At 61.4% G+C, this 25,577-nt stretch carries 22 protein-coding genes and 1 pseudogene; 20 read left to right on the top strand and 3 right to left on the bottom strand.

Features of this window, described 5'->3' with window-relative positions; all coding sequences use genetic code 11:
• Positions 1-41 precede the first annotated feature (41 nt).
• The 20 genes and pseudogenes from mnxG to ACIP66_RS06035 all read left to right on the top strand — a co-directional run bounded on the left by mnxG (position 42) and on the right by ACIP66_RS06035 (position 23,178).
• Positions 42-5,879, top strand: a complete 5,838-nt coding sequence (gene mnxG / locus ACIP66_RS06130; RefSeq protein WP_400646328.1) for a manganese-oxidizing multicopper oxidase MnxG — start codon at positions 42-44, stop codon at positions 5,877-5,879.
• 435 nt (positions 5,880-6,314) lie between these two features.
• Positions 6,315-8,237 carry a YncE family protein gene (locus ACIP66_RS06125; protein ID WP_400646326.1) on the top strand — a complete coding sequence of 641 codons (1,923 nt, stop codon included), beginning with the start codon at positions 6,315-6,317 and terminating at the stop codon, positions 8,235-8,237.
• 14 nt (positions 8,238-8,251) lie between these two features.
• Positions 8,252-8,902: an SCO family protein gene (locus ACIP66_RS06120; protein WP_400646323.1), complete on the top strand. Its 651-nt coding sequence runs from the start codon at positions 8,252-8,254 to the stop codon at positions 8,900-8,902.
• Positions 8,899-9,519 (top strand): SCO family protein, encoded by a 621-nt coding sequence (locus ACIP66_RS06115; protein ID WP_400646320.1) that lies wholly within the window; start codon positions 8,899-8,901, stop codon positions 9,517-9,519. Before ACIP66_RS06120 ends, ACIP66_RS06115 begins: the two co-directional genes overlap by 4 nt.
• Before the next feature lie 8 nt (positions 9,520-9,527).
• A complete protein-coding gene (locus tag ACIP66_RS06110) occupies positions 9,528-11,078 on the top strand; it encodes an ABC transporter substrate-binding protein (RefSeq protein ID WP_400646318.1) in 1,551 nt (516 codons plus the stop codon).
• Between the two features lie 15 nt (positions 11,079-11,093).
• Positions 11,094-11,855, top strand: a complete 762-nt coding sequence (locus tag ACIP66_RS06105) for a SurA N-terminal domain-containing protein (protein WP_282357061.1) — start codon at positions 11,094-11,096, stop codon at positions 11,853-11,855.
• Positions 11,856-12,074: 219 nt separating this feature from the next.
• Positions 12,075-12,605, top strand: a complete 531-nt coding sequence (locus tag ACIP66_RS06100; protein WP_008086646.1) for a response regulator — start codon at positions 12,075-12,077, stop codon at positions 12,603-12,605.
• Positions 12,606-12,686: 81 nt separating this feature from the next.
• On the top strand, positions 12,687-14,408 hold the full coding sequence (locus tag ACIP66_RS06095; protein WP_400646314.1) for a GspE/PulE family protein: 1,722 nt from the start codon (positions 12,687-12,689) through the stop codon (positions 14,406-14,408).
• The gene (locus ACIP66_RS06090) at positions 14,389-15,192 is read left to right on the top strand and encodes a hypothetical protein (protein ID WP_400646311.1); all 804 of its coding nucleotides are present in this window, start codon (positions 14,389-14,391) and stop codon (positions 15,190-15,192) included. The genes ACIP66_RS06095 and ACIP66_RS06090 overlap by 20 nt, the downstream gene beginning before the upstream one ends.
• A gap of 1 nt (position 15,193) precedes the next feature.
• Positions 15,194-15,739 (top strand): PilN domain-containing protein, encoded by a 546-nt coding sequence (locus tag ACIP66_RS06085; protein WP_400646309.1) that lies wholly within the window; start codon positions 15,194-15,196, stop codon positions 15,737-15,739.
• Positions 15,726-16,274, top strand: a complete 549-nt coding sequence (locus ACIP66_RS06080) for a GspMb/PilO family protein (protein ID WP_400646306.1) — start codon at positions 15,726-15,728, stop codon at positions 16,272-16,274. The genes ACIP66_RS06085 and ACIP66_RS06080 overlap by 14 nt, the downstream gene beginning before the upstream one ends.
• Positions 16,274-16,786 carry a hypothetical protein gene (locus ACIP66_RS06075; protein WP_400646303.1) on the top strand — a complete coding sequence of 171 codons (513 nt, stop codon included), beginning with the start codon at positions 16,274-16,276 and terminating at the stop codon, positions 16,784-16,786. Before ACIP66_RS06080 ends, ACIP66_RS06075 begins: the two co-directional genes overlap by 1 nt.
• Entirely contained in the window at positions 16,783-18,630 is a 1,848-nt protein-coding gene (locus ACIP66_RS06070; RefSeq protein WP_400646300.1) for a secretin N-terminal domain-containing protein, read from the top strand. Before ACIP66_RS06075 ends, ACIP66_RS06070 begins: the two co-directional genes overlap by 4 nt.
• Positions 18,631-18,632: 2 nt before the next feature.
• Entirely contained in the window at positions 18,633-19,106 is a 474-nt protein-coding gene (locus tag ACIP66_RS06065) for a type II secretion system protein (protein ID WP_053119085.1), read from the top strand.
• A 5-nt stretch (positions 19,107-19,111) separates the two neighbouring features.
• Positions 19,112-19,486 carry a type II secretion system protein gene (locus ACIP66_RS06060; protein WP_007919395.1) on the top strand — a complete coding sequence of 125 codons (375 nt, stop codon included), beginning with the start codon at positions 19,112-19,114 and terminating at the stop codon, positions 19,484-19,486.
• Positions 19,461-20,000 carry a type II secretion system protein gene (locus tag ACIP66_RS06055; protein ID WP_008086659.1) on the top strand — a complete coding sequence of 180 codons (540 nt, stop codon included), beginning with the start codon at positions 19,461-19,463 and terminating at the stop codon, positions 19,998-20,000. The genes ACIP66_RS06060 and ACIP66_RS06055 overlap by 26 nt, the downstream gene beginning before the upstream one ends.
• Positions 19,997-20,389 carry a curli production assembly/transport protein CsgE gene (gene csgE, locus ACIP66_RS06050; protein WP_400646296.1) on the top strand — a complete coding sequence of 131 codons (393 nt, stop codon included), beginning with the start codon at positions 19,997-19,999 and terminating at the stop codon, positions 20,387-20,389. The genes ACIP66_RS06055 and csgE overlap by 4 nt, the downstream gene beginning before the upstream one ends.
• On the top strand, positions 20,386-20,817 hold the full coding sequence (locus ACIP66_RS06045; protein WP_282357072.1) for a curli assembly protein CsgF: 432 nt from the start codon (positions 20,386-20,388) through the stop codon (positions 20,815-20,817). The genes csgE and ACIP66_RS06045 overlap by 4 nt, the downstream gene beginning before the upstream one ends.
• 28 nt (positions 20,818-20,845) lie before the next feature.
• On the top strand, positions 20,846-21,706 hold the full coding sequence (locus ACIP66_RS06040) for a CsgG/HfaB family protein (RefSeq protein ID WP_053119091.1): 861 nt from the start codon (positions 20,846-20,848) through the stop codon (positions 21,704-21,706).
• Positions 21,707-22,807: 1,101 nt separating this feature from the next.
• Positions 22,808-23,178, top strand: a pseudogene (locus ACIP66_RS06035) (DUF6124 family protein).
• Positions 23,179-23,351: 173 nt separating this feature from the next.
• Here ACIP66_RS06035 and ACIP66_RS06030 read toward each other — a convergent pair.
• From ACIP66_RS06030 to ACIP66_RS06020, 3 genes are all read right to left on the bottom strand, one after another.
• Positions 23,352-23,636 (bottom strand): type II toxin-antitoxin system RelE/ParE family toxin, encoded by a 285-nt coding sequence (locus ACIP66_RS06030; RefSeq protein ID WP_082341417.1) that lies wholly within the window; start codon positions 23,634-23,636, stop codon positions 23,352-23,354.
• Positions 23,626-23,832 carry a hypothetical protein gene (locus ACIP66_RS06025; protein WP_053119193.1) on the bottom strand — a complete coding sequence of 69 codons (207 nt, stop codon included), beginning with the start codon at positions 23,830-23,832 and terminating at the stop codon, positions 23,626-23,628. Before ACIP66_RS06025 ends, ACIP66_RS06030 begins: the two co-directional genes overlap by 11 nt.
• A 276-nt stretch (positions 23,833-24,108) precedes the next feature.
• Positions 24,109-25,560: a curlin gene (locus tag ACIP66_RS06020; protein WP_400646290.1), complete on the bottom strand. Its 1,452-nt coding sequence runs from the start codon at positions 25,558-25,560 to the stop codon at positions 24,109-24,111.
• Positions 25,561-25,577: the final 17 nt, after the last annotated feature.

The raw sequence follows: 25,577 nt of genomic DNA, 5'->3' as shown, positions 1-25,577 counted from the left end.
GAGAAGTGTTCCCAAGAGCACCCACTACGAGGTTACTGATCATGGCTGGCATTCATCACGCTCCGTCTCTGTTCAACTGGCTGCTGATTCTGGCCTCGATGCTCAGCGTCGAACTGGCCAGCGCGGCCGTGCGATGCGAGCGCAACCTGGTGGCCAACGTCGTCGCCTTCGATCAACCGCTGATGTTCAACCGCCTCGGTGCGCAGAACATCAACGGCATGATGTTCGCCCTGCGCCGCGACGTGGTGGATGACCGCAACATGTCGCTGGCCTACGGCGGCTCAGCGGTGCCGGGCAAGGTTTCGCTGCGCCCGGACAAGCGGCCACGGCCATTGGTGTTGCGCGTGGCGGCGGGTGATTGCCTGACGATCAATCTGCAAAACCTGCTCGACTATCAGGCCAACCCGAACAAGCACTTCGAGAATGAAGGTGAAGAAGAGGAAGGCGTCGAGAACGCCAACGCGGCTGAAGACTTCAAAGTCGATGAGCAAGTCGCTGACCGTCACGTCGGTTTCCAGGTCAATGGCCTGCAAGCGGTCAACAGCATCGATGACATTTCCTCGTTCACCGGGCGTAACGCCAACACCTTGGTACCGCCGGGTGCGAGCCGTTCTTACACCCTGTACGCCGAGCGTGAAGGCGCGTTTGCCGTCAGCAGCCGTGGCGCAACGTTTGGCGGCGAGGGCGCGGCCGGCAACGTCGCCAATGGCTTGTTCGGCCAGGTGGTCGTCCTGCCCAAGGGCGGTCGCACCTATCGCAACACCCTCACTGAAGAAGAAATGCGCCTGGCCACCACGGGCCGCGCACCCACCGGCCAACCGATCGTTGATTACCAGGCGCGTTACCCGCAACGCGAGCCGTGGTTGCGCGAAGGCAAGGCTGGCACGCCGATCATCGGCATGGTCGACGGCAATGAAATCATTTCCAGCGAAAGCGATGCGATTGTCATGGGCAGCAACGCCGACGGCAGCTTCCCACCCAGCACTTATCCGCTGGAATCAGTCGGCAAACGTAACCCGGCGATCCCTAATCGACTGGAAGCGTTCCGCGATTTTGCCTCGCAATTCCAGGATGAAACTGCCGCCACTCAAGCGTTTCCAGCCTATTGGGCTGATCCGGTGATGGCCCACGTGCTGGAGCCGACGCGCGATTCGTTCATGATCAATTACGGCTCGGGCGGCATGGGCGCCGAAGTGGTGGCCAACCGTTTGGGCGTCGGGCCGATGCACGATTGCCTGTCGTGCGCCTATGAAGAATTCTTCCTCAGCTCGCACACCGTTGGCGACGTGGCGATGCTGGTCGACGTGCCGGCCAACGCCGGGCTGGAAAACATCGCCCCTGGCCAGACACCGCGCGCCGATCAGATCGGGGTGAAAGCGACCATGGCGCTGTATCCGTCGGAGCCGTCGAACGTCAACCACAGCTACATCGGTGACTTCGTCAAATTCCGCAACACCCACAATGGTCATGAGCAGCACATCTTCCACTTGCACGGCCATCAGTGGCTGTTCAACCCCAACGACGACAATTCCGATTACGTCGATGCCCAGGGCATTGGCCCGGGTGCCGGTTACACCTATGAAATCGCCAACGGTGGTTCGGGCAACCGCAACCGCGTGGCCGGCGATGCGATCTATCACTGCCATTTCTATCCGCACTTTGCCCAAGGCATGTGGGCCATGTGGCGGGTGCACGATGTGTTTGAAGAGGGCACTCGACTCGACGTTTCGCAGCAGGGCGCCGACGGTTATCACAGCGAACCGTTTGCCTTGCGCAGTGGCAAACCGGCGACCGGCGCGCGCGCCTTGCCGGACGGCGAAATCGTCGCCGGTACACCGATTCCAGCGATAGTGCCGCTGCCGGGCAAAGCCATGGCACCGATGCCGGGCAAAGTCGTGGTCGTGCCGAAAATCGGTGAAACCCTGATCGCCGGCAATGATGACGATGAGGATGAAGAAGAGGGCGATGACGACGGCGAACACCATGGCGGCAACGCCGGTGGTCAAGCCATCGGTTCGCTGGCGTTGGTTGATCGCAGCGAAGCCAACCGCAATGCCGACGGCAGCCTGAAAAACCCGGGCTATCCATTCTGGATCGGTGGCATGGAAAGCTCGGTGGGCCAACGTCCACCAACCCCGCCGCTGGACATGCTCGACGCCGCTACCGCGCAATCGCTCAAGGCCAGCGGCAAAGCGCTGTGGGCCAACCTTGACCCGGCGCAGTCCGGTGGTTGGGACGGTGGCTTGCAGCGTCATACCCTCGACGGCGTCTCGGCCGGTGGCGAAGCGCACACCGTGACCACCTCGCTGGATTTCTCCAAGGAAGTCACCCGCGCCAAACCGATTTACCTGCCGGAAGAAGGCACCGAAGTCGAACAAGCGGCGATGGCCTTCCACGCGAAAAAAGATCACCCAAGCTATGCCTTGCTGCCCGGCAATCAAGTGGTGGCCAAGGCGTTCCGTACCAACGGTGCCTTGCCAATGGCCGGCGCGCCGTACTACGAACCGTGCATGGACGATCGGCAAAAACGCCTGACCAGCAGCGCCGGCAGCGGTGAGTTCGCCAGCGGTGACCGCATCGACGGCATGTCCTTTGTCGGCGCTTCAAGCTTCACCGCCGACCGCCCTCGGATCTACAAAGCCGCCAATATTCAGTTCGACGCGGTGTACAACAAGGTCGGTTATCACTTCCCGCAGGCGCGCATTCTGGCGCTGTGGGAAGACGCCTGGCCGGTGATCACCAAGCAGCGTCCGCCAGAGCCGCTGGTGATGCGCATGAACACCTTCGATTGCGTGCAATACCAGCAAACCAACCTGGTGCCGGCCACTTACGAGATGGACGACTATCAGGTGCGCACGCCGACCGATGTGATCGGCCAGCATATTCACCTGCCGAAGTGGGATCTGACCTCGGCGGACGGCTCCTCCAACGGCTGGAACTATGAAGACGGCGTGCTCTCGCCGGGCGCCGTGCAGGAACGCATTCACGCGATCCGCGAGTTCAACCAGTGCGCCGCCACCGATCCGCGCGACGGCACCCAGGCGTGCCCGAAAGCCAAAAACCATCCGTTCTTCGGCCAGTACGGCCGCGCCGATTGGCTCGGTGCGCGCACGGCGATGCAGCGTTGGTTCGTTGATCCGGTGGTGAACATCAAAGGCGTCGATCGTGGCCTCGGCACCATTTTCACTCACGACCACCTGGGCCCATCGACGCATCAGCAGATTGGTCTGTACGCCACCGTATTGGCGGAACCGGCCGGTTCGACCTGGTTCCATGCGGAAACCGGCGAGCCTCTGTACAGCGGCGCGCGCCAGGACGGCGGCCCGACCTCGTGGCAAGCGGTGATCAATACCGGCGACCTCGATGGCGACGGCAAAAACGACAGCTTCCGCGAGTTCTTCCTCGAATACAGCGACTTCCAGCACGCCTATGAAGCCGGCGTCTATGTCGGTGCCGGCCCCAACGGCGTGCCGAATGCGCAGGCGTTCCCGGCCACCGCCGACAGCTTCCGCTACGCGATCAACCCGCCAGTGCGCAACAACGCTAGCAACCTGCTCGAAGGCGTGCTGGAAGTGCAGGGCGGTCAGGTGCCGGGCTGCCCGAGCCGGCCATGCCCACAGGCAATTTCGGTGGATGATCCGGGCATGTTCGTCGTCAACTATCGCAACGAACCGCTGGCCCTGCGCGTTTACGATCCGAACAAGGTCGGCCCGGATGGCAAGCGCGGCATGCAGGCTGATGGCCTCGGCGGCGATCTGTCGTTCGCCATGCAAAGCCGTACCGACCGCGCAATTCCGGCGATGAACCTGGCGCCGAATCTGCTCACCGCCGCGACCGGGCCAACCGGCGGCACCACGCTGTTCCCGCCGCACATCAACAAGGGCGGCGCTGAACCTGGCGACCCGTTTACGCCGATGCTGCGTACTTACACCGGCGACAACGTGCGGCTGCGGGTGCATGCCGGCGGCCATGAAGAAGAGCACAACGTCACCCTGCACGGCGTGAAATGGCTGCAGAGCGGTTCCGGGTTCGGCAACAGCTCCAACTCCGGCTGGCGCGCCTCGCAAATGATCGGCATCTCCGAGCAGATGGGCTTTATTGCACCGGTGTCGATGCTCTCCAGTTCCGCTGCGACGACGGGCGACTATCTGTACTCGATGGACGCTTCGATCGAAGGCTACTGGAGCGGTATCTGGGGCGTGATGCGTAACTACACCGCCAAACGCAACGACCTGTATGCCATCCCCAACAACCCGAATCCGGCGGGCATGCGCAACACCGTGGCGTTCGAGGGCAGTTGCCCACGGATCAGCGCCAACCCCAACGGCATCGGCACGCGGCCGACGGTACAGCGCAACTATGAAGTGGTCGCGGCGCTGGCCAATGACATCCTCGGCAATGCGCTGGGCCTGACCATTGGCGATCCGCAAGGGCTTGGTCAGCATGTCGGCGGGCCGCTGAATCCGGCGGGTGGCACCCTGGTGCTGAACTCGCGTACGGTGAGCATTCCACAAGTCACCGTGACCGATCCGGAGGATGGCGAGACCATCACCATCGGCGGGCAGAGCGGGCCCTTGCATGATCCGACTGCGATTCTGTATGTGCGCAAATCCGATCTGGATCCGCTCAGTGGCAAGCTGAAACCCGGCATCCCGGTTGAACCACTGGTACTGCGTGCGGCGGCAGGGGATTGCATCAACATCACCCTGGAAAACCGTCTGCCGAGCGTGATGCCCGACCTGACGCAAACCGCAGTGATGCAAGGCATGGTCAAGCGTGATCGCAACAGCGGTCTGGGTTCGACCACCTTCAGCAATAACCTGATGCGGCCGTCAAGCCACGTCGGCCTGCATGCACAGTTGCTGGCGTATGACATCACCAAATCCGACGGCGCCAACGTCGGCGCCAACCCGATCCAGACCGTGCCACCGCGCGTTGGCAACAGCGGCGCGTACCCGACGCGTACCTATCAGTACTACGCCGGGCATTTGGAGCGTGAAGGCAAACCGGTGACTCAACTGGGTCGCAGCGTCGACAACATCAACGCCACGGCAGTGGAGTTCGGCGGCTTGAATTTCACCCCGGCGGACGTGATCAAGCAACCGCAAAAAGGTCTTGGCGGGGCGATGAGTATTCTGCCGATCGGCGCAACCTGGGTCGACGATGCGCGCAAGGTCAACGCCACGGTTACGGCGCCCGGGCAGACCAGCTACCGCGACTTCGCGATGGTCTGGCACAAGGCGCTGAACACCCGTTGGGCCAATGGCCGGCCGGTGGAAGGGATTGCCGCTGAAGGCTTCGGCGTGCCGACCGATCCGCAGGACAACTCAAGCATGGCGATCAACTACAAGACCGAGCCGCTGTGGTACCGCTTCGGCCTCGCCCCGGATGCGCCGTTTGGTCATGCCGATGGCGCGGGTTATGGCGACATGGTCAATGCGCACATGGCCTACAGCAATGCACTGGTGGGTGGTGATCCGCAAACGCCGGTGCTCTACGCCAAACCGGGGCAACCGTTCCGCACGCATATTCTGATGCCGAGCGGTGGCAGTCGCGGCACCACGTTCCAGCTCGACGGGCACGTCTGGTCGGTGAACCCGTTCCAGGCCGAGAAGAGCGATGTCGGTGGTTATCCGATGGGCTCGCCGGGCGTGGGCTCCGTGCGCTTCGGCTACAACCCGATGTCGATGTACATCGGCGCCCACGAAAGCATCCTGCCGGCCGCGCACTTCAGCTTCATGATCCCGAGCGCCGGCGGCAGCAATGCGATACCGGGCGATTACCTGTTCCGCGACTACGCCGCCTACGGCAACACCTCCGGATTATGGGGGCTGCTGCGCGTGACCAATGAACCCGAACCGGCGCCGCAGGGGCAGTAGACACGACGTCAATATCCCCGTGGATGCAAATCCCATGTGGGAGCGGGCTTGCTCGCGAAGAGGTCGGCACAGGCAACAGGTGTGGTGGCTGACAGATTGCTTTCGCGAGCAAGCTCGCTCCCACAGGGTCTGCGGTTGGCAGTTAGCTTGGCGGGATGCATGCAAATCCCCTGTAGGAGTGAGCCTGCTCGCGATTGAGGCAACTCGGTTTTCGATGGTGGGGCGGATGACGCCATCGCGAGCAGGCTCACTCCTACAAGGATCTGCGGTGGGCAGTGAGGAAGTGGGATGAATGCAAATCCCTTGTGGGAGCGAGCTTGCTCGCGAAGAGGGCGGCACAGGCAACAGGTGGGGTGGCTGGCAGATTGCTTTCGCGAGCAGGCTCGCTCCCACAGGGATCGCGTCGTTTGGCTGGAATGCGTAGGGGAGTGAAAGATGAACAGGATCATCAACATCATCGGGGTTTGCACGCTGGCTATGGCCGGGGCGTTGTTGACGCTGAGTGAGATTGCGCTGGCGCAAACCGGCGCGGGGCAGACGCTGAACCGTGATGGCGTGGCGGTGGATTTCGATCTCAAGCCAATGGCCGCCGACGGCAAACTGCGTGAAGGCGAGTTCGCCGATGTGCAGTTCCGCATCAGCGACAGCGCATCCGGCCAGCCTCTGTCCGGCGTGGCCCCGGGTGCCTGGGTCGATCCGCAAACCCTCGCTGCCGATAAGGCCCAGGGCCGTGACCAGAGCTGCAAAGCCCGGGTCGGCGTGTTCCTCAAATCCAACATCGGCGCGCGGCCGTTGCTCGACCTCAACAGCTATTTCCTGCTGGTGATGAACCGCGACGCGAGCATCGCCGTGGTCGATCCATCGATATCAGTCGGCGGCATCACCAGCACCCTCGCCCGGATCGAGCTCAAGCAGCCGCCGATGGATTGGGTCACGCCCAAGGACAACAAACGCGTCTTCGTTTCCATGCCGACTGCCGGGGAAATCGCCGTCATCGACAGCGAACAATTCAAAGTCATCGACTCGATCAGCGCCGGCAGCCAACCGTTTCGCGTCGCCCTGCAACCGGACGAACGCCTGCTCTGGGTCGGCAACAACGCGAGCAAAACCGAAGACTCCGGCGTCACCGTGATCGACGCCCAAAGCCTCAACCCCCTCAAACATTTACAGACCGGTCGCGGTCACCACGAAATCACCTTCAGCAAAGACAGCCGCTTCGCCTTCGTCAGCAACCGCGACGACGGCACCGTCAGCGTGATCGACATCGCCACTCTGAACATCGTCGAGCAGATCAAAACCGGCTCTCACCCGTTATCCGTCGCCTATTCGGCATTGTCCGGCGCCGTCTACGTCGCCGATGGCAAGGACGGCACCGTCACCGTGATCGACGCCAGCACCCACGCCATCCGCCGGGTGCTGAAACTGCAACAAGGCCTCGGCCCGATGGGCTTCAGCGCCGACGGCCGCTTCGGTGTGGTACTCAATACCGTGGAAAACCGCGCCAGCGTCATCGATGCCGCGACCAACAGCGCCATCCATGATCTGGAGGTCAGCGCCGAACCCTACCAAGTGGTGTTCACCCAGGCCTACGCCTACATCCGCGGACTCGCTTCACCGAAAGTCACCATGATCAACCTGTCCTCGCTCGGCGAAGGTCGCCAGCCGATCAGCCAGGGTTTCGAAGCCGGGCCGCAAGCACCGCGCCTGGCCGGTGACTTGCCGCTGGCCTCCAGCCTCGCCGTCTCACGTGACGACAACGCAGTGTTCGTGGTCAACCCGGTCGACAACACCACCTACTTCTACGCCGAAGGCATGAACGCGCCGATGTCCGGTTACCCCAACCGTGGCCAGATCGCCCGCGCCGCGATGGTCATTGATCGCAGCCTGCGCGAAGTCTCGCCGGGCCTGTACAGCGCACGGGTGAAACTGCCGGCAGCGGGGCGTTTCGACGTGGCGTTCCTGCTCAACCAACCGAACATCATTCACTGCTTTACCGCGCAGATTGATCCTGACGGCAAACCGCAAAAACACCTCGGCCAGCCGAAAGTCGAGTTCCTCCTCGACAAGACTGCCGTGGCGCTCAACGACCCGTATGTCGTGCGCTTCCGCATCGTTCAAGGCAAAGACAAAACCCAGCGCAGCGGCGTTAAAGACGTGCAGCTGCGCTACTACCTCGCGCCCACTTCACACCCGCGTGAAGTCGCGGCACTGGAAGTCGCTGACGGTGTGTACGAAGCGCCGATCAGCCTCGACCGCAGCGGCGCCTGGTACCTGCATGTGCGCGCCGCCTCGCTGGGCGCCGGTTTCGATGACAAGACCTTTGCCAGTGTTCGGGTCACCCCCGACCAGGCCCGTTGAAGAGGAGTTTCGACATGAACCGATTTGCATCCACTGGCCTGCTGACCCTGTGCCTGTTGAGCCTCGGCGTTCAACACGCCAACGCCCACTCGGCAGACGAACACGCCGGGCACAAAGCCCCCGCCAGCAGCACGCAAGAACACACCGAGGTCAAGTTCGCCAACGTGCCGCTGCTCGACCAGACCGGCAAAACCGTGCGCCTCGAACAAGACCTGGTGCAGGGCAAAATTGTCGTCATGAGTTTCATCTACACCAGTTGCACGACGGTGTGCCCGGTGGTCTCGTCGATCATGGGCAAGGTGCAGAAACAGCTCGGCGCGCGAGTCGGCGAGGAAGTGCAACTGGTCTCGATCAGCATCGACCCGCAACGCGACGACCCGAAACGCCTGCAGGATTACGCCCGCACTTTTCAGCGCGGCCCGGGCTGGAGCTGGCTGACCGGTTCACCACAATCGATCAATGAAACCCTCAAAGGCCTCGGCAGTTTCAGTGGCGACCTCAAGAATCATCAGCCGTTGATCCTCGTCGGCGACGGCAATAACCGCCACTGGATGCGCTACTACGGCTTCACCGATCCAGAGCTGCTGGCCAAGGAAGTCGAGAAGCTCAGCGGCCTGCGCACCCACGCCAAACACACCGCCATCGCCATGGAGCAACAGCCATGAGACTGCTCGACTGGATCTCCCTGACCGTGTGTTTCTGGATTTTCAGCAACGTCGCGTTCGCCCACGAAGGTCACGTTCAAGAGCCGCCGGCGACGGTTGCCGCCGCCCCGGCCAAAGGCACTCACGACGCAAAAACCTGGTTCACCGACACGCCGTTGCAGGATCAGAACGGCGAGACCCTGCGCTTCTACAGCGACGCCCTGCAAAACCGCATCGTTCTGCTCAACGTGATTTTCACCAGTTGCAACGATGCCTGCCCGCTGATCACCCGCAAGCTCAAGGAAGTCCGCGAATTGCTGGGCGACAAGGCGCAAGACATCACTTTTATTTCCCTTACCAGTGACCCGCTGCGCGACACGCCGGCGGTGCTCAAGGCTTACACCTTGAAGCAGGGTTCCGATGACCCTCATTGGCTTTTTCTCACCGGCGACAAGGCGCAGATGGATCTGGTGCTGAGTCGCATCGGCCAGATCGTGCCGACGCCCGAGCAGCACTCGACGCAGTTGATCGTTGGGGATGTCGCCAACAAACGCTGGAGCAAAATTCGCCCCGACGCCCCGGCCGTCGCCATTGCCCAGCGCTTGCAGTTGCTGACAATGCCCGTGGCCGGTCGCTGAGCCGCGCCATGAAACGCTGCCGCGTACTCGCCCTGATCCTGCTCGCTGGCATCAGCCTCGGCGCGAATGCTGCGCCGCTGAGCTCGGAAGAAGCGGCGGGCAAACGCCTGTACCGTCAAGGTCTGTCAGCCAGCGGCGAAGCGATCATGGCGCGGGTCGGCGCGGCGGACGTGTTGCTGCCGGCCACCAGCCTGCCGTGCGCGAACTGTCACGGCGCCGACGGCCTCGGTCGGCCCGAAGGCGGCTTACGTCCGCCGCCGCTGAACTGGGCACGACTGACCAGCACCTACGGCCAGCAGCAGGTCAACGGCCGCAGTTATCCGGCCTATAACGAAAGCACGCTGGCAACGGTGATTCAGCAGGGCCGCGATCCCGGCCACAATCGACTCGACCCGAGCATGCCGCGCTTTCTGCTGTCGATGAAGGATCAGCGCAATCTCACCGCCTATCTCAAGCGCCTGGCCGATGAGCGCGACCCCGGCCTCGACGCCGAGACCTTGCACCTCGGCACGTTATTGCCGAGCCAAGGCCCGTTGGCCGAGGAGGGCATGACCATTGCAGCGGTGCTCAACGGCAGTGTCGCGCGGATCAATCAGGCCGGCGGCATCCACGGTCGGCAACTGCGCCTGACGGTGATCGACCCCGGCCCGGATCGCGCCAGTGCCGAACAGGCCTTGCAGCAACTGATCGAGCAGGAACAGGTGTTTGCGCTGATCGCGCCGATGGTGCCAGCCCTCGACAGCGAACTCGGCCCGCGTCTGGAACAGGCCGGCGTGCCGCTGATCGGCGCGCTGTCGTTGCTCGGCTCGATGCAGGCCAGTCCACAGATTTTCGAGCCGTTGCCCGGTTTGCGCGAGCAACTGATCGCCTTGGCCGACTACGCCACGGCGAGCCTGCGCGTGCTGCAAGGGCCGACGCTGATCGCTTATCCCGCTGACCCGATGCAGACGCAAGCCGCGCAAAACCTCGGTCAGTATTTGCAGGATCACGGCTGGCAGAACGTCCATCTGCAAGCCTATGACCCGGCGGCGGAAGCGCTGCCGTTAGGTTCGCGCTCGGTGTTCTATCTGGGCAGCGGCGGTGGTTTCAGTCGTCTGGCGACGAGGCTGCAGGGCGCCGGGCAGGTGCCGTACCTGTTCGCGGCATCGAGCCAGGTGGCCGGTGATCTGCTGCAAGTGCCCAGCGGTTTTACCCGTCGCGTGTTTCTCGCCTATCCGTTCGTGCCCAGCGACTGGACCCAGGCAGGGCGCATCGGCCTGACACTTTTACGCGAGGGCCAAGGCCTCGGCGCCCAGCATGCGGTGCTGCAAGTCGGCGCCTACGCCTCGATGCTGCTGCTCAGCGAAGGCATGAAACAGGCCGGCCGCGACGCCAGCCGCGAAAAACTGGTGGCGGCGCTGGAGGGTCTGCATGACTTCGACACCGGCCTGACCCCGCGCCTGAGTTTTGGCCCCGGTCGACGCCTGGGCTTGAGCGGCGCGCACGTGGTCACCGTGGATTTGCCAGATCAGCATTTTTATCTGGTCGCACCCTACAAACCGATTGTTGCCAGCCCCTGAACGGAGGCCCCGATCATGAAACTCACAAGTCTGATAGTGCTGCTGTCCTGCTGGCTCCCGGCGGTCTGGGCCAACAACGAACCGGCGGTGGCGCGGGTCAATGGCGAGGAAATCTCCGGCTATCGCTTCGAGCGCTTTTTTGCCGAATACCTCGAAGATCAGGGCCGCGCGGTGGCGAGCATTCGTAATCCCAAGGCCTATAAACAGCTGCGACAGGCTGCGCTGCAAACGCTGATCGACAAGGAATTGCTCTGGCAGGAATCGCAAAAACGTGGCGTGCAGATTGACGAGCAAGCGGTGCGTCAGCAGATCGAGCAGATGCGCAGTGCCATCGGTGGCCCGGATAAATTCCAGCGTCGCTTGCAGGATGCCGGTTTCGACGAGGTTTCCTTTACCGAGTACACCCGCCGCGAATTGGCCGCACAGCAGGTATTCGCCGAGCTGATCCGCGCGAACACTTTGCAACCCCGACAACTGTTGATCCGCGTGCCAGCGCAAGCCGATGCAGCCACAGTGGCCGCAGCGCGTCTACGCTTGATGCAAATGCGCGCCTCGATCATCAGCGGGGCAGCGCTCGCCAGCCAACCGGTGCGTTCACCGTTCGGCTGGCATGTGATTTATTTGCAGAACCACTTGGAGGCCGCCGATGTCCCAGATTTACAGGGGCTGGACACAGTCAGGGCACAGCTCGCCCGACAGCAACAGACCCAGGCTCGTCGCCAAGTGCTCGCGCAATTACGGGTGCAGAACAGGATCGAACGAATTGACGACGACTGAAGGTTCCCCCCCAATAGTGGGGAATGGCTTCGATGCCCATTCAGGTGCTTCCCCGTTTCTGGGGAACGGGGTACCGGGACGAGCGGGCATTGTCATTAATTTCAAGGACATGAAGACATAAAATTACCGGCACTCAGCCTGGCATGAAGTGTGCGTTACCACGTGTAAGGCGCACTCTCAGGGCGGGGTCATCGGACCTGCTGTTTCAAGGAGTCGACCTTGGTTAACAAAGTACTGGTTGTCGAAGACGAACAGCTGCTTGCACAAAACCTTCAGGATTATCTGTCGGCGCAGGGGCTGGACGTCCGGATTGCACATGACGGAGCGACGGCGATCGGCCTGGCCGAAACCTTTGCCCCCGACGTGCTGGTGTTCGATTACCGCTTGCCCGATATGGAAGGCTTTGAGGTGCTCGACGCAGTCCGCCAGAACAGGACGTGCCATTTTGTGCTGATAACGGGTCACCCGACCGCTGAAGTCTGTGAGCGGGCGCGGCAACTGGGGGTCAGCCACATCCTGTTCAAACCGTTTCCATTGGCGGAACTGGCCCGAGCGGTCTGCGACCTTCTTGGCATCAAGCGTGAAGCGAAACCCGGTGCGAGCCCTTCCGAGGGGTTTGTCGAACGACGCCAGAGCAGGACCGAGAGCTTCCCGTTGCAGTTGTACGATGGCAGTTGGGTGTTGGCGGATCGGCGACGACAGTTGCACGCCATGGCACCGGACGACGATCAAATGCTCACCGGGGAGTAATGGCGCGATCAGACGTTCCGGCACTTGCCGCCAAGGTTTGCCGCGCCGACAGGGCTCTAAGCCCCGGTTGGAGAGCAAGCCATGGAACGTCTGTCCGTTGTCGTCGAACCACTGCCGGTCGAAAGTGCACCTGCGCATTTTTCCAGTGAACATTTTTCCAGCGAGCAGTTGTCCCAGGCCCGGGCGCGGGCCGCCACTTCCGGCGAACGCGTCCTTGAGGCGCTCGGCGTGTTGTGCGAACTGGCAGCGATGCCGTTCATTCAAGCCCTCGGCGCCACCCTGCATTACCCGGTGCTCGACACCGACAGCCTGTTTGCCGCGACGCCGATGTTCGACCGAGTCACCCTCGCGCAATGCCTGAAACGTGAATTCATCCTGCTGCGCCACAACGACGAAGTCATCGGCGTGTTTGCCGATCCCTTCGACCCGGCGCGGCTGGCCTGGATTGATGATTGCCTGCACGGAGCGCCGTTGTATCTGGTGCACGCCGATGACCTCAAAGCCTATCTGGCCCGCCACGAAGAAAGCTTCCACGCCGTCGAATCGCTCAACGCACAAGGCGACACTCATCACGAAATCGATACCCTGCAAAGCCTGTCGCTGACCAGCATCAGCGAAGACGCCAGCAGCGTGGTGAAACTGGTCAACTCGACCCTCTACGACGCGCTGAAAATGCACGCCAGCGATATCCACCTCGGCACCACCGGCAACGGTCTGGTGATCAAGTACCGCATCGACGGCGTGCTCAACAACATCAGCAAAGTCCAGGGCGCCGAGTTCTCCGAGCAGGTGATCTCACGGGTCAAGGTCATGGCCGAACTGGACATCGGCGAGAAACGCGTGCCGCAGGACGGGCGCTTCAAGATCGGCATCAGTGGCCGCCAGATCGACTTTCGTGTGTCGATCATGCCGAGCATTTTCGGCGAAGACGCGGTGCTGCGTGTGCTCGACAAACAGGATCTGGCCGACAAGGTCTGCGGCGTGCAATTGCAGGCGCTGGGCTTTGAAGATGAAACCCTGCGCCAGTTGCGCCGCCTCGCCGCCGAACCCTACGGCATGGTGCTGGTCACCGGCCCGACCGGCAGCGGCAAAACCACCACGCTGTACGCGATGATCACCGAGATCAACCACGGCGTGGACAAGATCATCACCATCGAAGACCCGGTCGAATATCAATTGCCGGGGGTGCTGCAAATCCCGGTCAACGAGAAAAAAGGCCTGACCTTCGCCCGGGGTTTGCGCTCGATCCTGCGTCATGACCCGGACAAAATCATGGTCGGCGAGATCCGCGACCCGGACACCGCGCAGATCGCCGTGCAATCGGCGCTCACCGGCCACCTGGTGTTCACCACCATCCACGCCAACAACGTCTTCGACGTGATTGGCCGCTTCACCCAAATGGAAATCGACCCGTACAGCCTGGTCTCGGCGCTCAACGCGATTCTCGCCCAGCGCCTGATCCGGTTGGTGTGCGCCAGTTGCAGCGCACCGGTCAATCCGAGCGATGAAGAGCTGCGCGCATCCGGCCTCGATCCGCAGAAAGTCGACCATTACCACTTCGTTCACGGCAAGGGCTGCGGGCATTGTCGAGGCAGTGGTTATCGCGGGCGCACGGCGATTGCCGAGTTGCTGCACCTCGACGACGAGCTGCGCCAGATGATCGTCGAGCGCCAACCGATCAAACAAATCAAAGCCCTGGCTTGCGCCCGTGGTTTGCGCCTGCTGCGCGAATCGGCGCTGGAGCTGGTGGAACAAGGTCGCACCACGCTGGAGGAGATCAACCGTGTCACATTTATCTCGTGAGCGTTTTGTCGCCGTACTCGGCGCCAGCGGTGTTGGCCTCGGTCAACGGCGTGGCAGCGACACCCTGTGGCTGGGCAGCGTCGGTTACATCGACGAAGGCTTCCAGAGCTACGCGGTGGCGCTGGACACCCTCGATCGCCTGCTCGGTGAACACGCCCGCGCCGGTGCCGAACTGAGCGTGGTCATCTCCGGGCACTTCAGCCGTTTCTGCCTGGTGCCGTGGAGCGCGCAGATCAGCAGCCCTGAAGAACTGCGTGGCTTTGCTCAACTGTGTTTTGAAGACCTGTTCGGTGCACCAACCCAGCCGTGGAGTCTGGTGCTGTCCGCCGAACCGGCCGGTTACGACCGCATCGCCAGCGCTTTGCCACAAGACTTGCTCGAACGCTTGCGGGTGCTGGTCAGCGGTCGCGGTTTGCGCCTGCGTTCGGTGCAGCCGTACCTGATGGCGGCGTTCAACCGTTTCGACAAAAGCCTCGATGCCGGCGACTTCCTCTTCGTCGTCGCCGAGCCGCAACGCAGTGTGTTGTTGCTGGCAAGGGAAGGGCGCTGGGCCGGTGTGCGCTCAGTGGGCGGCAGCGACAGCGATGCCGCGCTGAGTGCCCTGATCGGTCGCGAACGGCAACTGCAGGCCTCGACCAGCGAACGCGCCTTCAACGTTTATCTGCATGCGCCGGCGCGCCTCGATGCGCATCCGGACGTGGCGGGTGTGCAGTTGCGCACCCTTGAAGACGATTCGATGACTGTGCGTGACGGCTTGTACGTCATGTCCCGGGCGGTGGCCTGAGATGCGCGCGCTCAATCTCGACTTTCAGCCGCGTCCACGTTCCGGCCCATTAGGTTGGAGTTTGCTCAGCGGCGGAGTGCTGCTGGCGCTGCTGTGCTTCGGCGTGCAACAGCACCTCGACGCGCACACCGAACAGCAACAAGGCCACCTGCAAACCACCCAGCGTCAGCTCACTGGCGACAGCGGTGCCAAATCCACTTTGAGCCCGGCGGAAACCCGCGAGCAAGCACAAAACCTCGCCGAAATGCGCAAAGTCTCGCAGCAACTGCGCCGCCCATGGGAACGCCTGTTCGCCATGCTCGAAGCGATGCCGCGCGATGACGTTGCACTGCTGAGCCTGACCCCGGATGCGCGCAAAGGCCAGGTGCGGATCAGCGCCGAGGCGCGGGATCTGCAAGCGATGCTCGATTTCCACAAACGTCTGGAAGCCAGCGACGAGCTGTCCGACGTCTCGCTGCTCAGCCACGAAATCGTCGTCAAATCACCGGAACAACCGGTGCAATTCAACCTGTCGGCGACTTGGGAGATTGGCGATGCGAATCCCTAGACTGATCGTCCACGAATACCTGCAAGGCCTCGGCATTCCGGGCCTCGCCGGACTGGCGCTGCTGCTGGTCACCGTGGCGTGGGCACTCGTTGGTTTGCTGCCGGGCTGGCAATCCTTGCAGCACTTGAGCCAGCAGACTCAGGAAGCCACCGAGTACTTGGCCAAGGTTGAAGACGGCAGCATCGCGCCGCCGGTGGTGCCGCAGCGTCAGCTCGATGACTTCCGCAACAAACTGCCGGCGCAGCCGCAAGCCACGGTCGCCATCGACCGCATCTACGCCCTCGCAGCGCAAGAACACATCACCCTGGCACGCGGCGAATATGCGCTCGGCGTCGACCCGAAAACCCATCTGGCGCGTTATCAGATCCTTCTTCCCGTGCGCGGCAGCTACCCGCAACTGCGCCGGTTTGTGCACGCCTTGCTCGGTCAGTTGCCGGCGGTGGTGGTGGAAGACCTCGAGTTGCAACGCAAAAAGATTGGCGACACCGACCTCAATGGCCGGATCCGTATGACCCTTTTCCTGTCGAGGTCGTGATGAATACCAAGCGCGTGACAGGGTGGATAGCGTTCTTCGGTGTGGCCGCTGCGCTGGCGTGGTTACCGGCGTATTTCTCGCCGAGCGAAGACGCCGATTCGAAACAAGTGGCCGTCGCCACACCGGGGAAAACCCGTGGTGCGCTGCCGACCAGCACCGCCAAGGCCAAAGAGGCGCCGATCAAGGACTTGAGCCCGGCCGGTGATCTGTTTGCCGCCAAGAGCTGGAAGGCCGCGCCAACCCTGGCCACGGTCACCGAAATTGCCGTCAATCCCGCAACAGTGGTGCAAGCCCCGAGCCTGCCACCGGTGCCGTTTCAGTTCGTCGGCAGGCTGCACGACCGCAGCGACCTGCAAGTGTTTTTGCAGAACGGCGAAAAAATCTACGTCGTGCGCAACGGGGATGTGATCGACGACACCTGGAAGATCACCGGCATTTCCGATGTGGAATTGAGCCTGGTCTACCTGCCTTTGCATTTGTCGCAGACCCTGTCTGTGGGGAGTACGCAATGAACCGTTCCCGTTTGCTGATGAGCCTGGGCCTGTGCGCCGGGCTGGCCGCGTGCAGTTCTGCGCAGGTGGCCAACAAGGAAGCCGCCGACCTGATTGATCAGGGTCAGTACGAGGCGGGGCTGGCGCGGATCGAGGAAGGTCTGCGCGAAAATCCTCGCGACACCGAATTGCACTTGCTGCTCAACAGCGGCCGGGCCAAGGCGATCACCGCGCTGCTGACCTCCGGCGACACCGATCGCTCGCGCCGCGACTTCGCCTCGGCACGTATCGCTTACGCACGAGTGCTGACCATCGAGCCGAATAACCGCCGCGCTCAGGATGCCCTGAAGCAGATGGATTACCTGCGCAGCATGGACGAAAAACTCGAACTGGCCCGTGGCGACCTGCGTCGCGGCGATATTTATGGCGCTGATCGTCAGGTCAAACAGATCCTCGAACTCGACCCGAACAACGACGGTGCGCTGGAGCTGCAAGGCAATATTCGTCTGGTGCAGAGCCGCAACGTGATTGCCTATCCGCAACTGCGCACCAAGCTCGATCGCCCGGTGACTCTGGAGTTTCGCGACGCCAACCTCAAGACCATTTTCGAAGTGCTGTCGCAGGTCGCCGGGCTGAATTTCATCTTCGACAAAGACCTGCGTCCGGACATGAAAGCGACGATTTTCGTACGGGACGTGCGCATCGAAGACGCGGTGACCCTGCTGCTGCAACAGAACCAGTTGCACCAGAAAGTGGTGAACGAAAACACCTTGCTGATCTACCCGGATTCGCCGCAGAAAGTGAAGGATTACCAGGAACTGGTGATGCGCACTTTCTACCTGACCAGCATCGACGCCAACACCGCGCTGAACATGGTGAAAACCATGCTCAAGACCCGCGATGTGTTCGTCGACGAACGCCTCAACACCCTGACCATGCGCGACACCGAAGACGCCGTGCGCATGGCCGAGAAACTCCTGCAATCGCAAGACCAGTCCAACCCGGAAGTGGTGCTCGAAGTGGAGGTGATGGAAGTCGCCACCCAGCGCATTCTCGACCTTGGCCTGCAATGGCCGAGCACCTTCGGCGTGGTCAACTCCGATGGTTCGCCGGTGACGCTGTTGGGGCAGCTCAAAGGCATCAACTCTGACCGCATCTCCATCGGCCCGTCGCCGCAAGCCAAGATCAACGCGCAGGACAACGACATCAACACCCTCGCCAGCCCGGTGATTCGCGTCAGCAACCGCGAGCAGGCGCGCATTCACATCGGTCAGCGCGTGCCGATCATCAGCGCCACCTCGGTGCCGTCGACGCAGGGGCCGGTGATCACTGAAAGCGTGACCTATCTGGATGTCGGTCTGAAGCTCGAAGTGACGCCCACCGTGCATTTGAACAACGAAGTGGCGATCAAGATCGCGCTGGAAGTGAGTAACGCCACGCCGCTGGAGCCGACCCGTCAGGGCACGATCCCGGTGCAGGTCGATACCCGCAACGCGCAGACCTCGCTACGTCTGCACGACGGCGAAACGCAGATCCTCGCCGGGCTGGTGCGCAACGACCACGGCGCGACCGGCAACAAGATTCCCGGCCTCGGTGACATTCCCGGGCTGGGCCGCTTGTTCGGTAGCAACAAGGACACCATCGGCAAATCCGAACTGGTGCTGTCGATCACCCCACGGATCGTGCGCAACCTGCCGTATCAGAGCCCGTCGGACATGGAGTTCTCCACCGGCACCGAAACCAGCATGCACATCCAGGCACCGGATCGTTCGCAGAGTTACGTGATGCCGTCGCCGGCCGCGCAGCCGCGTGCCGTCAGTGAATCGGCCGTGGCCACCACCCGCGTCACCGTCGAGAAGCCTTGATCATGAACGCCTCCCAACGCGGTTTCACCCTGATCGAAGTCGTGGTGACGCTGGCCCTGATCGGCCTGTTGGCGAGCATGGCCGCGCCACTGACCGAGACCCTGGTGCGGCGTGGCAAGGAGCAGGAATTGCGCAATGCGCTGTACCAGATTCGCGATGGTATCGACGCCTACAAACGCGCGTTCGATGCCGGTTACATCGAGAAGTCGCTGAACAGCAGCGGCTACCCGCCGAACCTGAAAGTGCTGGTCGAAGGCGTGCGCGATGTGCGCAGCGCGAAGGGCGCCAAGTTCTACTTTTTACGCCGCATCCCGCGCGATCCGCTGGTGCCGGCCAAACGTGATGATGAAGGGGGTTGGGGCGTGCGCGCCTACAACAGTTCGGCTCAAAACCCGCGCGATGGCGAGGACGTTTTCGACGTCTACTCCCACGCCCGGGGCAAGGGCCTCAACGGCATCGCCTACCGCGAGTGGTGAACCTCATGCGCCGGGAAAAAGGTTTTACCTTGCTGGAGCTGATGGTGGTGATGGCGATCATCGCCACGCTGATGACCATCGCGCTGCCGCGCTACTTCAACAGCCTCGAAGCGTCGAAGGAAACCACCTTGCGCCAGAGCCTGTCGGCGATGCGCGAAGCGCTGGATCACTTTTACGGCGACACCGGGCGCTATCCGGATTCCATCGAGCAACTGATCGAACAACGTTACCTGCGCAATGCGCCACTCGATCCGATCACCGAACGCAAAGACCAGTGGGTGCTGATCGCGCCACCGGACGGTGTTGCCGGTGGTGTGGCCGACATCAAAAGCGGTGCTACCGGGAGGGCGCGTGATGGCAGCCAGTATTCCGAGTGGTAACCGTGCGCAGCAGGGTGGTTTCACTTACCTGGGCGTGCTGTTCCTGATTGTGGTGATGGGCATGGGCCTGGCCAGTGCCGGCGAGTTGTGGTCGACCGCTTCACGCCGCGACCGTGAACGTCAGTTGCTCTGGGTCGGCACCCAATACGCGCAGGCGCTGCGCAGCTATTACCGCAGCTCGCCGGGGCTGGCGCAGTACCCGAAAGAGCTTGAAGACCTGCTCGACGATCAGCGTTTTCCTGAGGCCAAGCATCACCTGCGTCAGCTCTATCCCGATCCGATCGGTCAGGGTGAATGGGCGCTGCAACGCGGTTTTGACGGACGCATCACCGGCCTCAACAGCCCGTCGACCGAGCTGCCGTTGAAGCAGGCGGACTTCCCGACGCAGTGGTCGGATTTCGATGGCATGCAGCGTTACTCCGATTGGCAGTTCGTTGCTGAGAAAGCCTTTCTTGAGGGCACTAATGGCCCGGCCAAAGGGCAATCGAATTTGCCGCAGGCGTTGCAGCCATGACTCGTCAGTGGTGGTGCGCGCTGATCTTTACCGCTGTGGCGTGCTGCGCCAGCGCCGGTGAAGAAGACGAAATGATGGGCTTCATCGTCGACGACACGATCTCGCACATCGGCCACGACTTTTATTACTCGTTCAGTGAACGCCTGCGCGACACCAGCCCGATGGATTTCAACCTGGTGGTGCGCGAGCGGCCTGACGCGCGCTGGGGCAGCCTGGTGACCGTGGAATATCAGCAACGCCTGGTTTATCGGCGCTTCCTGCCGCCGAACACCGTGGAACTGAAGGACGAGGCCTACGCGGCCGCCGACTGGGTTCGACGCCAGGTTGTCCAGCGCAAGCTGGAGGCTCTGTTGCAGGACACCACCGACCTTGAGAAGGACGAACTATGAACAGCAAAACGTTCTCACGGCGCAGCGGATTGTGGATCTCGGGGTTGTTGATCGGGCTCGCCAGCGCTGCCGCTGTCCAGGCCACTGAACTGGTCTACACGCCGGTCAACCCGTCGTTCGGCGGCAACCCGTTGAACGGCACTTGGTTGCTCAACAACGCGCAGGCGCAAAACGATCACGACGACCCGGACATCAAGAGCCGCTCGGCGGTGGCCGGCACCTCGGCGCTGGAGCGCTTCACCAGTCAATTGCAATCGCGGCTGCTAGGGCAGTTGCTGGACAACATCTCCACCGGCAACACGGGGAGCCTGTCCACCGACTCTTTTATCGTCAACGTCATCGACGACTCCGGGGCACTGAGCATTGAAGTGACCGATCGAGCGACCGGTGAGGTTTCGGAAATTCAGGTGAACGGCCTCAACCCGTGACGGGCTGACGGTTCCGGGGAGAACGGACATGAAAAAGATCATCGCGTTAGGGCTGCTGTTGGCGACATTACAAGGGTGCAGTCTGCGTGAGCCGATGTCGGCCGAGCAGGACACCGAAACCCCGACCCTGACGCCCAGGGCCTCGACTTATTACGATTTGCTGAAGATGCCGCGGCCCAAGGGCCGGTTGATGGCGGTGGTGTACGGGTTCCGTGATCAGACCGGGCAGTACAAGCCAACGCCGGCGAGTTCGTTTTCCACCAGTGTGACTCAGGGTGCGGCGTCGATGTTGATGGACGCGATGCAGGCCAGTGGCTGGTTTGTGGTGCTGGAACGGGAAGGGCTGCAGAACCTGTTGACCGAACGCAAGATCATTCGCGCGTCGCAGAAGAAGCCGAATACGCCGGTGAATATTCAGGGTGAGCTGCCGCCGTTGCAGGCGGCGAACATGATGCTTGAGGGAGGGATCATCGCGTATGACACGAATGTGCGTAGCGGTGGGGAAGGGGCGCGGTATTTGGGGATTGATATTTCCCGGGAATATCGGGTGGATCAGGTGACTGTGAACTTGCGTGCGGTGGATGTGCGCAGTGGGCAGGTGTTGTCGAATGTGATGACCAGCAAGACGATTTATTCGGTGGCGCGCAGTGCCGGGATTTTCAAGTTTATCGAGTTCAAGAAGTTGCTTGAGGCTGAGGTTGGCTACACCACGAATGAGCCGGCGCAGTTGTGTGTGTTGTCGGCGATTGAGGCGGCGGTGGGGCATATGGTGGCGCAGGGGATTGAGCGGCGGTTGTGGCAGGTGGCGGGGGACGCTTCTGTGCCTGGGCAGGATGATGTGTTGAATCGGTATTTGAGCCAGAACAAGGTGGATCCGGAGGCGGAGTGAACGTGGCGGCCTTCGGGCCGACCAGGTTCTTTTGGCCGAAACCGGTTTAAACCTGTAGGAGTGAGCCTGCTCGCGAAGGCTTTTTGTCAGGCGCTGGGGTTCTTTCTGACTGAGTACATATCCATTCCTGCGGCAACGGCCACCTAGGGTTTCGCCCTTACGGCGACTCACTTTTTTTACAAACGCCTAAAAAAAGTAAGCAAAAAAACGCTTGCTCCTACGTACGGCCCGCTCGCTAAAGCTCGGGGTTCCTTCGCTCCGTGATCGATCCGGGCGCAGCGCCTACGGTTTGCTTCGCTGCACCTCCTCTCGCTGTGTTTGGCTGCGCCAAACGGTCGCTGCGCTCCCACGCCCGGATCAATCCCTCCACTCAGCCTTCCGACGTCGCCCGTGGATCAAGATCAAGAGCAGGCGAGCTGACACTCGGCCTAATGGTGTACACCTCCATTGTGGGAGCGAGCTTGCTCGCGAAGGCGGCCTTACAGCCGACCAATTTCTTGCTGACAGCACGCGATTCAACGGTAGGAGTGAGCCTGCTCGCGATAGCTATCTCTCAGACACAGTAGCTATTGCGGATGTACCCAACTCCTTGTGGGAGCTGGCTTGCCAGCGATGGCGATCTATGAGCCGACCAATTCCCGCCGGTTGCACACATTCACTGTAGGAGCTGCCGAAGGCTGCGATCTTTTGACTCTGATTTTTTAAGATGAATATCAAAATCAAGATCAAAAGATCGCAGCCTTCGGCAGCTCCTATACATGCGTATTTCAATTCGGGATGTTTAAAGGATGTTTCGGTTTTGCGGAACCTTCCCACAAGGTTTTCAGGTTGTCCGTCGGACGTCCGGTCTCTAGCCTGTGTTCGTCGCTGCCAATTCAGCGACCGGGATTGGAAACCCCGACGTGAACCGAGCGCATTTGCGCTTTTCATGACGTATGCTTGCGCACCTTAATTGTGTGCACTCCGTTATGGCGGCTGTGCGCGGGAGACCTTCGGGTCAACCGGGTTCTCCGTTCCCCGGGTTTCCAGCCTGCGTACAGCTGCCACCTATTCGTTCGGAAACCGAATGGGCCAGCTCCACTTCAGGATCGGAGAATCACCATGAAAAAACCAACACCCAACCCCCCAGAACCAGACACCAACACCACATCCCCCTACGCCTCAGTCGACAGCAAAAAACTCCACGAAGCCGCCGACCGCGCCCTGGATTTCTACCTCAATCCCGCCGCCCACATCATGTCCAGCGCCAACGAGCCGGAACCCATGTACCTCGACAACCCCGGTACAACACCGAATCCCTGCTGGCCAACGCCAGCGAAACCCTGGGCTCGGCCAGCGAAATGCTCATCAACTTCGCCGCCTCCCTGGAAACCTCACAGCGCAAGACAGCACTGGGCATCGCTCAAGTCGTCATGCTGGGCGAACTGGCGGTGAATCAAGCGCTGGATCACGTCGAGTTGAAGGATGGCTGATTGATCGTTCCCACGCGCAGCAAAGGAATGCAGCCCTTGACGCTGTGCGTCAAATTCGCGAGTTGGAACGCGGAGCGTCCCGAGAGGCATTCCCGCGCAGAGCGTGGGAACGATCAAAAAAACCGTACCTCCACGGGAAGCACGGTTTCTTGTGTTGAGACGAGGAAGCGATCCTAACCGGGGTCGCGTCGAGGGTACTCCTGACGCGCATGCAAGATGCTCACAATCTCAATGTGGTCCGCCACTTGATAAACGACGAGATAGTTCGGGCTTACCACAATCTCTCGAGTGCCGGGAGAGCGACCTTTGCGATACAGGTGGGGATGCCAACAAAGCGCAGATGTAGTTTTTACGACGGACTTGTGAAGTGCAGTCGCCGCTACAAAATTTCGCTCGCCAATGTACTTCAGGATTTTCGAGAGTTCGACCCGAGCCTTGGGTCGCCACTTAATCTGCATCAGCGCTTTTGCGCATTGATTCCATCAAGGCATTCATTTCCTCCATCACTTGCTCATGGGGAATACTCGGACGCGGATCATCGAGAGAGGCCTGTACTTCGGCCCGAAACCAACGGTCATAACTCGCAGCCTGCTCCTCGGGACCAAGATCCGAAACAACAGGGCACAATGGGTCGATCAAGGACGGGTCGATCATAGAACCTCCGGGTTTGGTGCCTCGAAGTCTATTCGTTAACGGTATCGCTGTCGTCGCTGTCTGGATGAATTGCATGTAGGCCAAGCTCCATGAGGATCAAGTTGTCCCGGCAAATCCTAGAGCCTGCGCTTCCGACGGCCAACCGCCAGAACCTGTCAGAAAACTCCCCGGATTTCTAAAAACGTTCCGTTTTCTGTAGGACGTAACTCAAGCGTCAGCGCAAAAAAAACCGCGACGCCCCTCACCAGAGAATCGCGGCCCATCAACACCCAACCCCTACTGCTGCAACACCGTCGCCTGGTTAGCCGACCCATACTGCTGAATATTCGCTGTCTGCGTAACTCCACTCTGATCGACATTGGCAATGTTCCCCGTCCCACCCTGGGTCACATACGCCACGTTCATGGTGTCCGCCTGCTTCACCGTGATCTGGTTGTCACTGCCATACAGTTGCGCGGTGTACGCCTGGTTGCCCGATCCTGACTGATCGAAATCAGCACTGTTGCCGGTGCCATTCGAAGAACCCTGCACCAGGTTGCCAGTGCCGCGTTGATCGGAGATCAAAATGTTGTCGCTGCCATTCTGATCAAAATACAGCTCGTTATACGACTCCGCCTGGCTGACCGTGGTCTTGTTGCCCGTCCCGGTCTGCTGCGTGGTCATCACTTGTCCAACACCATCCTGAGTGAAGCTGGCGACGTTGGCATTCCCCGCCTGAGTCACGGTCGCGCGTTGGTTGCTGCCGAATTGGCCGCCGAGTTGCGGGCCTTTCCAGTTGCTGGCGTAGACCTTGTTGTCGTTGCCCACGGAGGTGGCGCTGAGGGCGTGGCCGTCGCCGCTTTGGTAGGTGAAGTGGACGTTGCCATTACCCACCTGATACAGCGCCAGGGTCGAGTTGACCGATTCGAACTGGTCGGCGTAGATCGCGTTGGTGTTGCCGACCTGGGTGACGGCGGCGGTGTTGTTTTCGCCGAAGCTTTGGTCGACCACGGTTTCGTTGCTGTCGCCGTATTGGTTGACGGTCGCCTGACTGGCCAGTTGCGCGTCTTGCCAGATTTCGCTGCCGTTGAGGTTGCCGAACTGGTTGATGGTGATGTTGCCGCCGGTGCCGTCGCGCTGGTCGCCGTAGGCGTAGTTGTTTTCGCCGGCCTGGTTGATGCCGATCTGGCCGCCGTTGTGGGTGACTTGTTCGGCGGTGCCGTAGTTGGCGGTGCCGAATTGGGTGATCACCGCGCTGTTGCCGCTGCCTTCATAGAGTTGCTCGATGTTGGCTTCGTTGCTGTCGCCGTACTGGAAGGTTCTGCCTTCGCTGCCGTTCTGCGAGTCCTGATAGACGAACGAGAAGTTGCCGGTGCCTTGCTGCTGTTGCAGCGCGCTGTTCGGTGAGCCGAAGCCCAGCGACTGGCTGGCGTGGGCGGTGTTGAAGGCGCCGACCTGCTGTTGAGTGATGGTGGCGTTGTCTTCGTAAAGTTGTTCGGCGTAGCCGGCGTTGTAGTCGCCGACTGCGTCCTGGGTGATCACGCTGGTGGCGTGGTCTTGCACGGCGGCGGCGTCGTTGCCTTGGCCCAGTTGCGTCTGGGTGGCCGTGCTGAACGGGGCTTGGGTCTGTTTCACGTCCGCGATGTTGGCGGTACCGGCCTGGTTCTGGTTGGACAGGCTGTCGTCGGCCATGGCCTGGGCACTGATCATGACCAGCAGGGCGGCGGTGAGGGGCGTCAGTTTGAACATGATTGAACTCTCCGATG

Origin of the sequence: Pseudomonas sp. NPDC088429 (assembly GCF_044753305.1) — a bacterium.
Lineage (GTDB): Bacteria > Pseudomonadota > Gammaproteobacteria > Pseudomonadales > Pseudomonadaceae > Aquipseudomonas > Aquipseudomonas rustica.
The sequence above is the reverse complement of the archived record's forward strand: the minus strand, read 5'-3'. Positions and strand labels throughout refer to the sequence as shown.

What these genes read in the sequence shown, in the direction of transcription:
- ACIP66_RS06040 (WP_053119091.1), top strand. Translation starts at nt 20,846, where the DNA reads ATGAAAAAGATCATCGCGTTAGGGCTGCTGTTGGCGACATTACAAGGG.
- mnxG (WP_400646328.1), top strand. Translation starts at nt 42, where the DNA reads ATGGCTGGCATTCATCACGCTCCGTCTCTGTTCAACTGGCTGCTGATT.
- csgE (WP_400646296.1), top strand. Translation starts at nt 19,997, where the DNA reads ATGACTCGTCAGTGGTGGTGCGCGCTGATCTTTACCGCTGTGGCGTGC.
- ACIP66_RS06120 (WP_400646323.1), top strand. Translation starts at nt 8,252, where the DNA reads ATGAACCGATTTGCATCCACTGGCCTGCTGACCCTGTGCCTGTTGAGC.
- ACIP66_RS06115 (WP_400646320.1), top strand. Translation starts at nt 8,899, where the DNA reads ATGAGACTGCTCGACTGGATCTCCCTGACCGTGTGTTTCTGGATTTTC.
- ACIP66_RS06045 (WP_282357072.1), top strand. Translation starts at nt 20,386, where the DNA reads ATGAACAGCAAAACGTTCTCACGGCGCAGCGGATTGTGGATCTCGGGG.
- ACIP66_RS06095 (WP_400646314.1), top strand. Translation starts at nt 12,687, where the DNA reads ATGGAACGTCTGTCCGTTGTCGTCGAACCACTGCCGGTCGAAAGTGCA.
- ACIP66_RS06020 (WP_400646290.1), bottom strand. Translation starts at nt 25,560, where the DNA reads ATGTTCAAACTGACGCCCCTCACCGCCGCCCTGCTGGTCATGATCAGT.
- ACIP66_RS06065 (WP_053119085.1), top strand. Translation starts at nt 18,633, where the DNA reads ATGAACGCCTCCCAACGCGGTTTCACCCTGATCGAAGTCGTGGTGACG.
- ACIP66_RS06110 (WP_400646318.1), top strand. Translation starts at nt 9,528, where the DNA reads ATGAAACGCTGCCGCGTACTCGCCCTGATCCTGCTCGCTGGCATCAGC.
- ACIP66_RS06105 (WP_282357061.1), top strand. Translation starts at nt 11,094, where the DNA reads ATGAAACTCACAAGTCTGATAGTGCTGCTGTCCTGCTGGCTCCCGGCG.
- ACIP66_RS06070 (WP_400646300.1), top strand. Translation starts at nt 16,783, where the DNA reads ATGAACCGTTCCCGTTTGCTGATGAGCCTGGGCCTGTGCGCCGGGCTG.
- ACIP66_RS06025 (WP_053119193.1), bottom strand. Translation starts at nt 23,832, where the DNA reads ATGATCGACCCGTCCTTGATCGACCCATTGTGCCCTGTTGTTTCGGAT.
- ACIP66_RS06085 (WP_400646309.1), top strand. Translation starts at nt 15,194, where the DNA reads ATGCGCGCGCTCAATCTCGACTTTCAGCCGCGTCCACGTTCCGGCCCA.
- ACIP66_RS06060 (WP_007919395.1), top strand. Translation starts at nt 19,112, where the DNA reads ATGCGCCGGGAAAAAGGTTTTACCTTGCTGGAGCTGATGGTGGTGATG.
- ACIP66_RS06080 (WP_400646306.1), top strand. Translation starts at nt 15,726, where the DNA reads ATGCGAATCCCTAGACTGATCGTCCACGAATACCTGCAAGGCCTCGGC.
- ACIP66_RS06030 (WP_082341417.1), bottom strand. Translation starts at nt 23,636, where the DNA reads ATGCAGATTAAGTGGCGACCCAAGGCTCGGGTCGAACTCTCGAAAATC.
- ACIP66_RS06075 (WP_400646303.1), top strand. Translation starts at nt 16,274, where the DNA reads ATGAATACCAAGCGCGTGACAGGGTGGATAGCGTTCTTCGGTGTGGCC.
- ACIP66_RS06055 (WP_008086659.1), top strand. Translation starts at nt 19,461, where the DNA reads ATGGCAGCCAGTATTCCGAGTGGTAACCGTGCGCAGCAGGGTGGTTTC.
- ACIP66_RS06125 (WP_400646326.1), top strand. Translation starts at nt 6,315, where the DNA reads ATGAACAGGATCATCAACATCATCGGGGTTTGCACGCTGGCTATGGCC.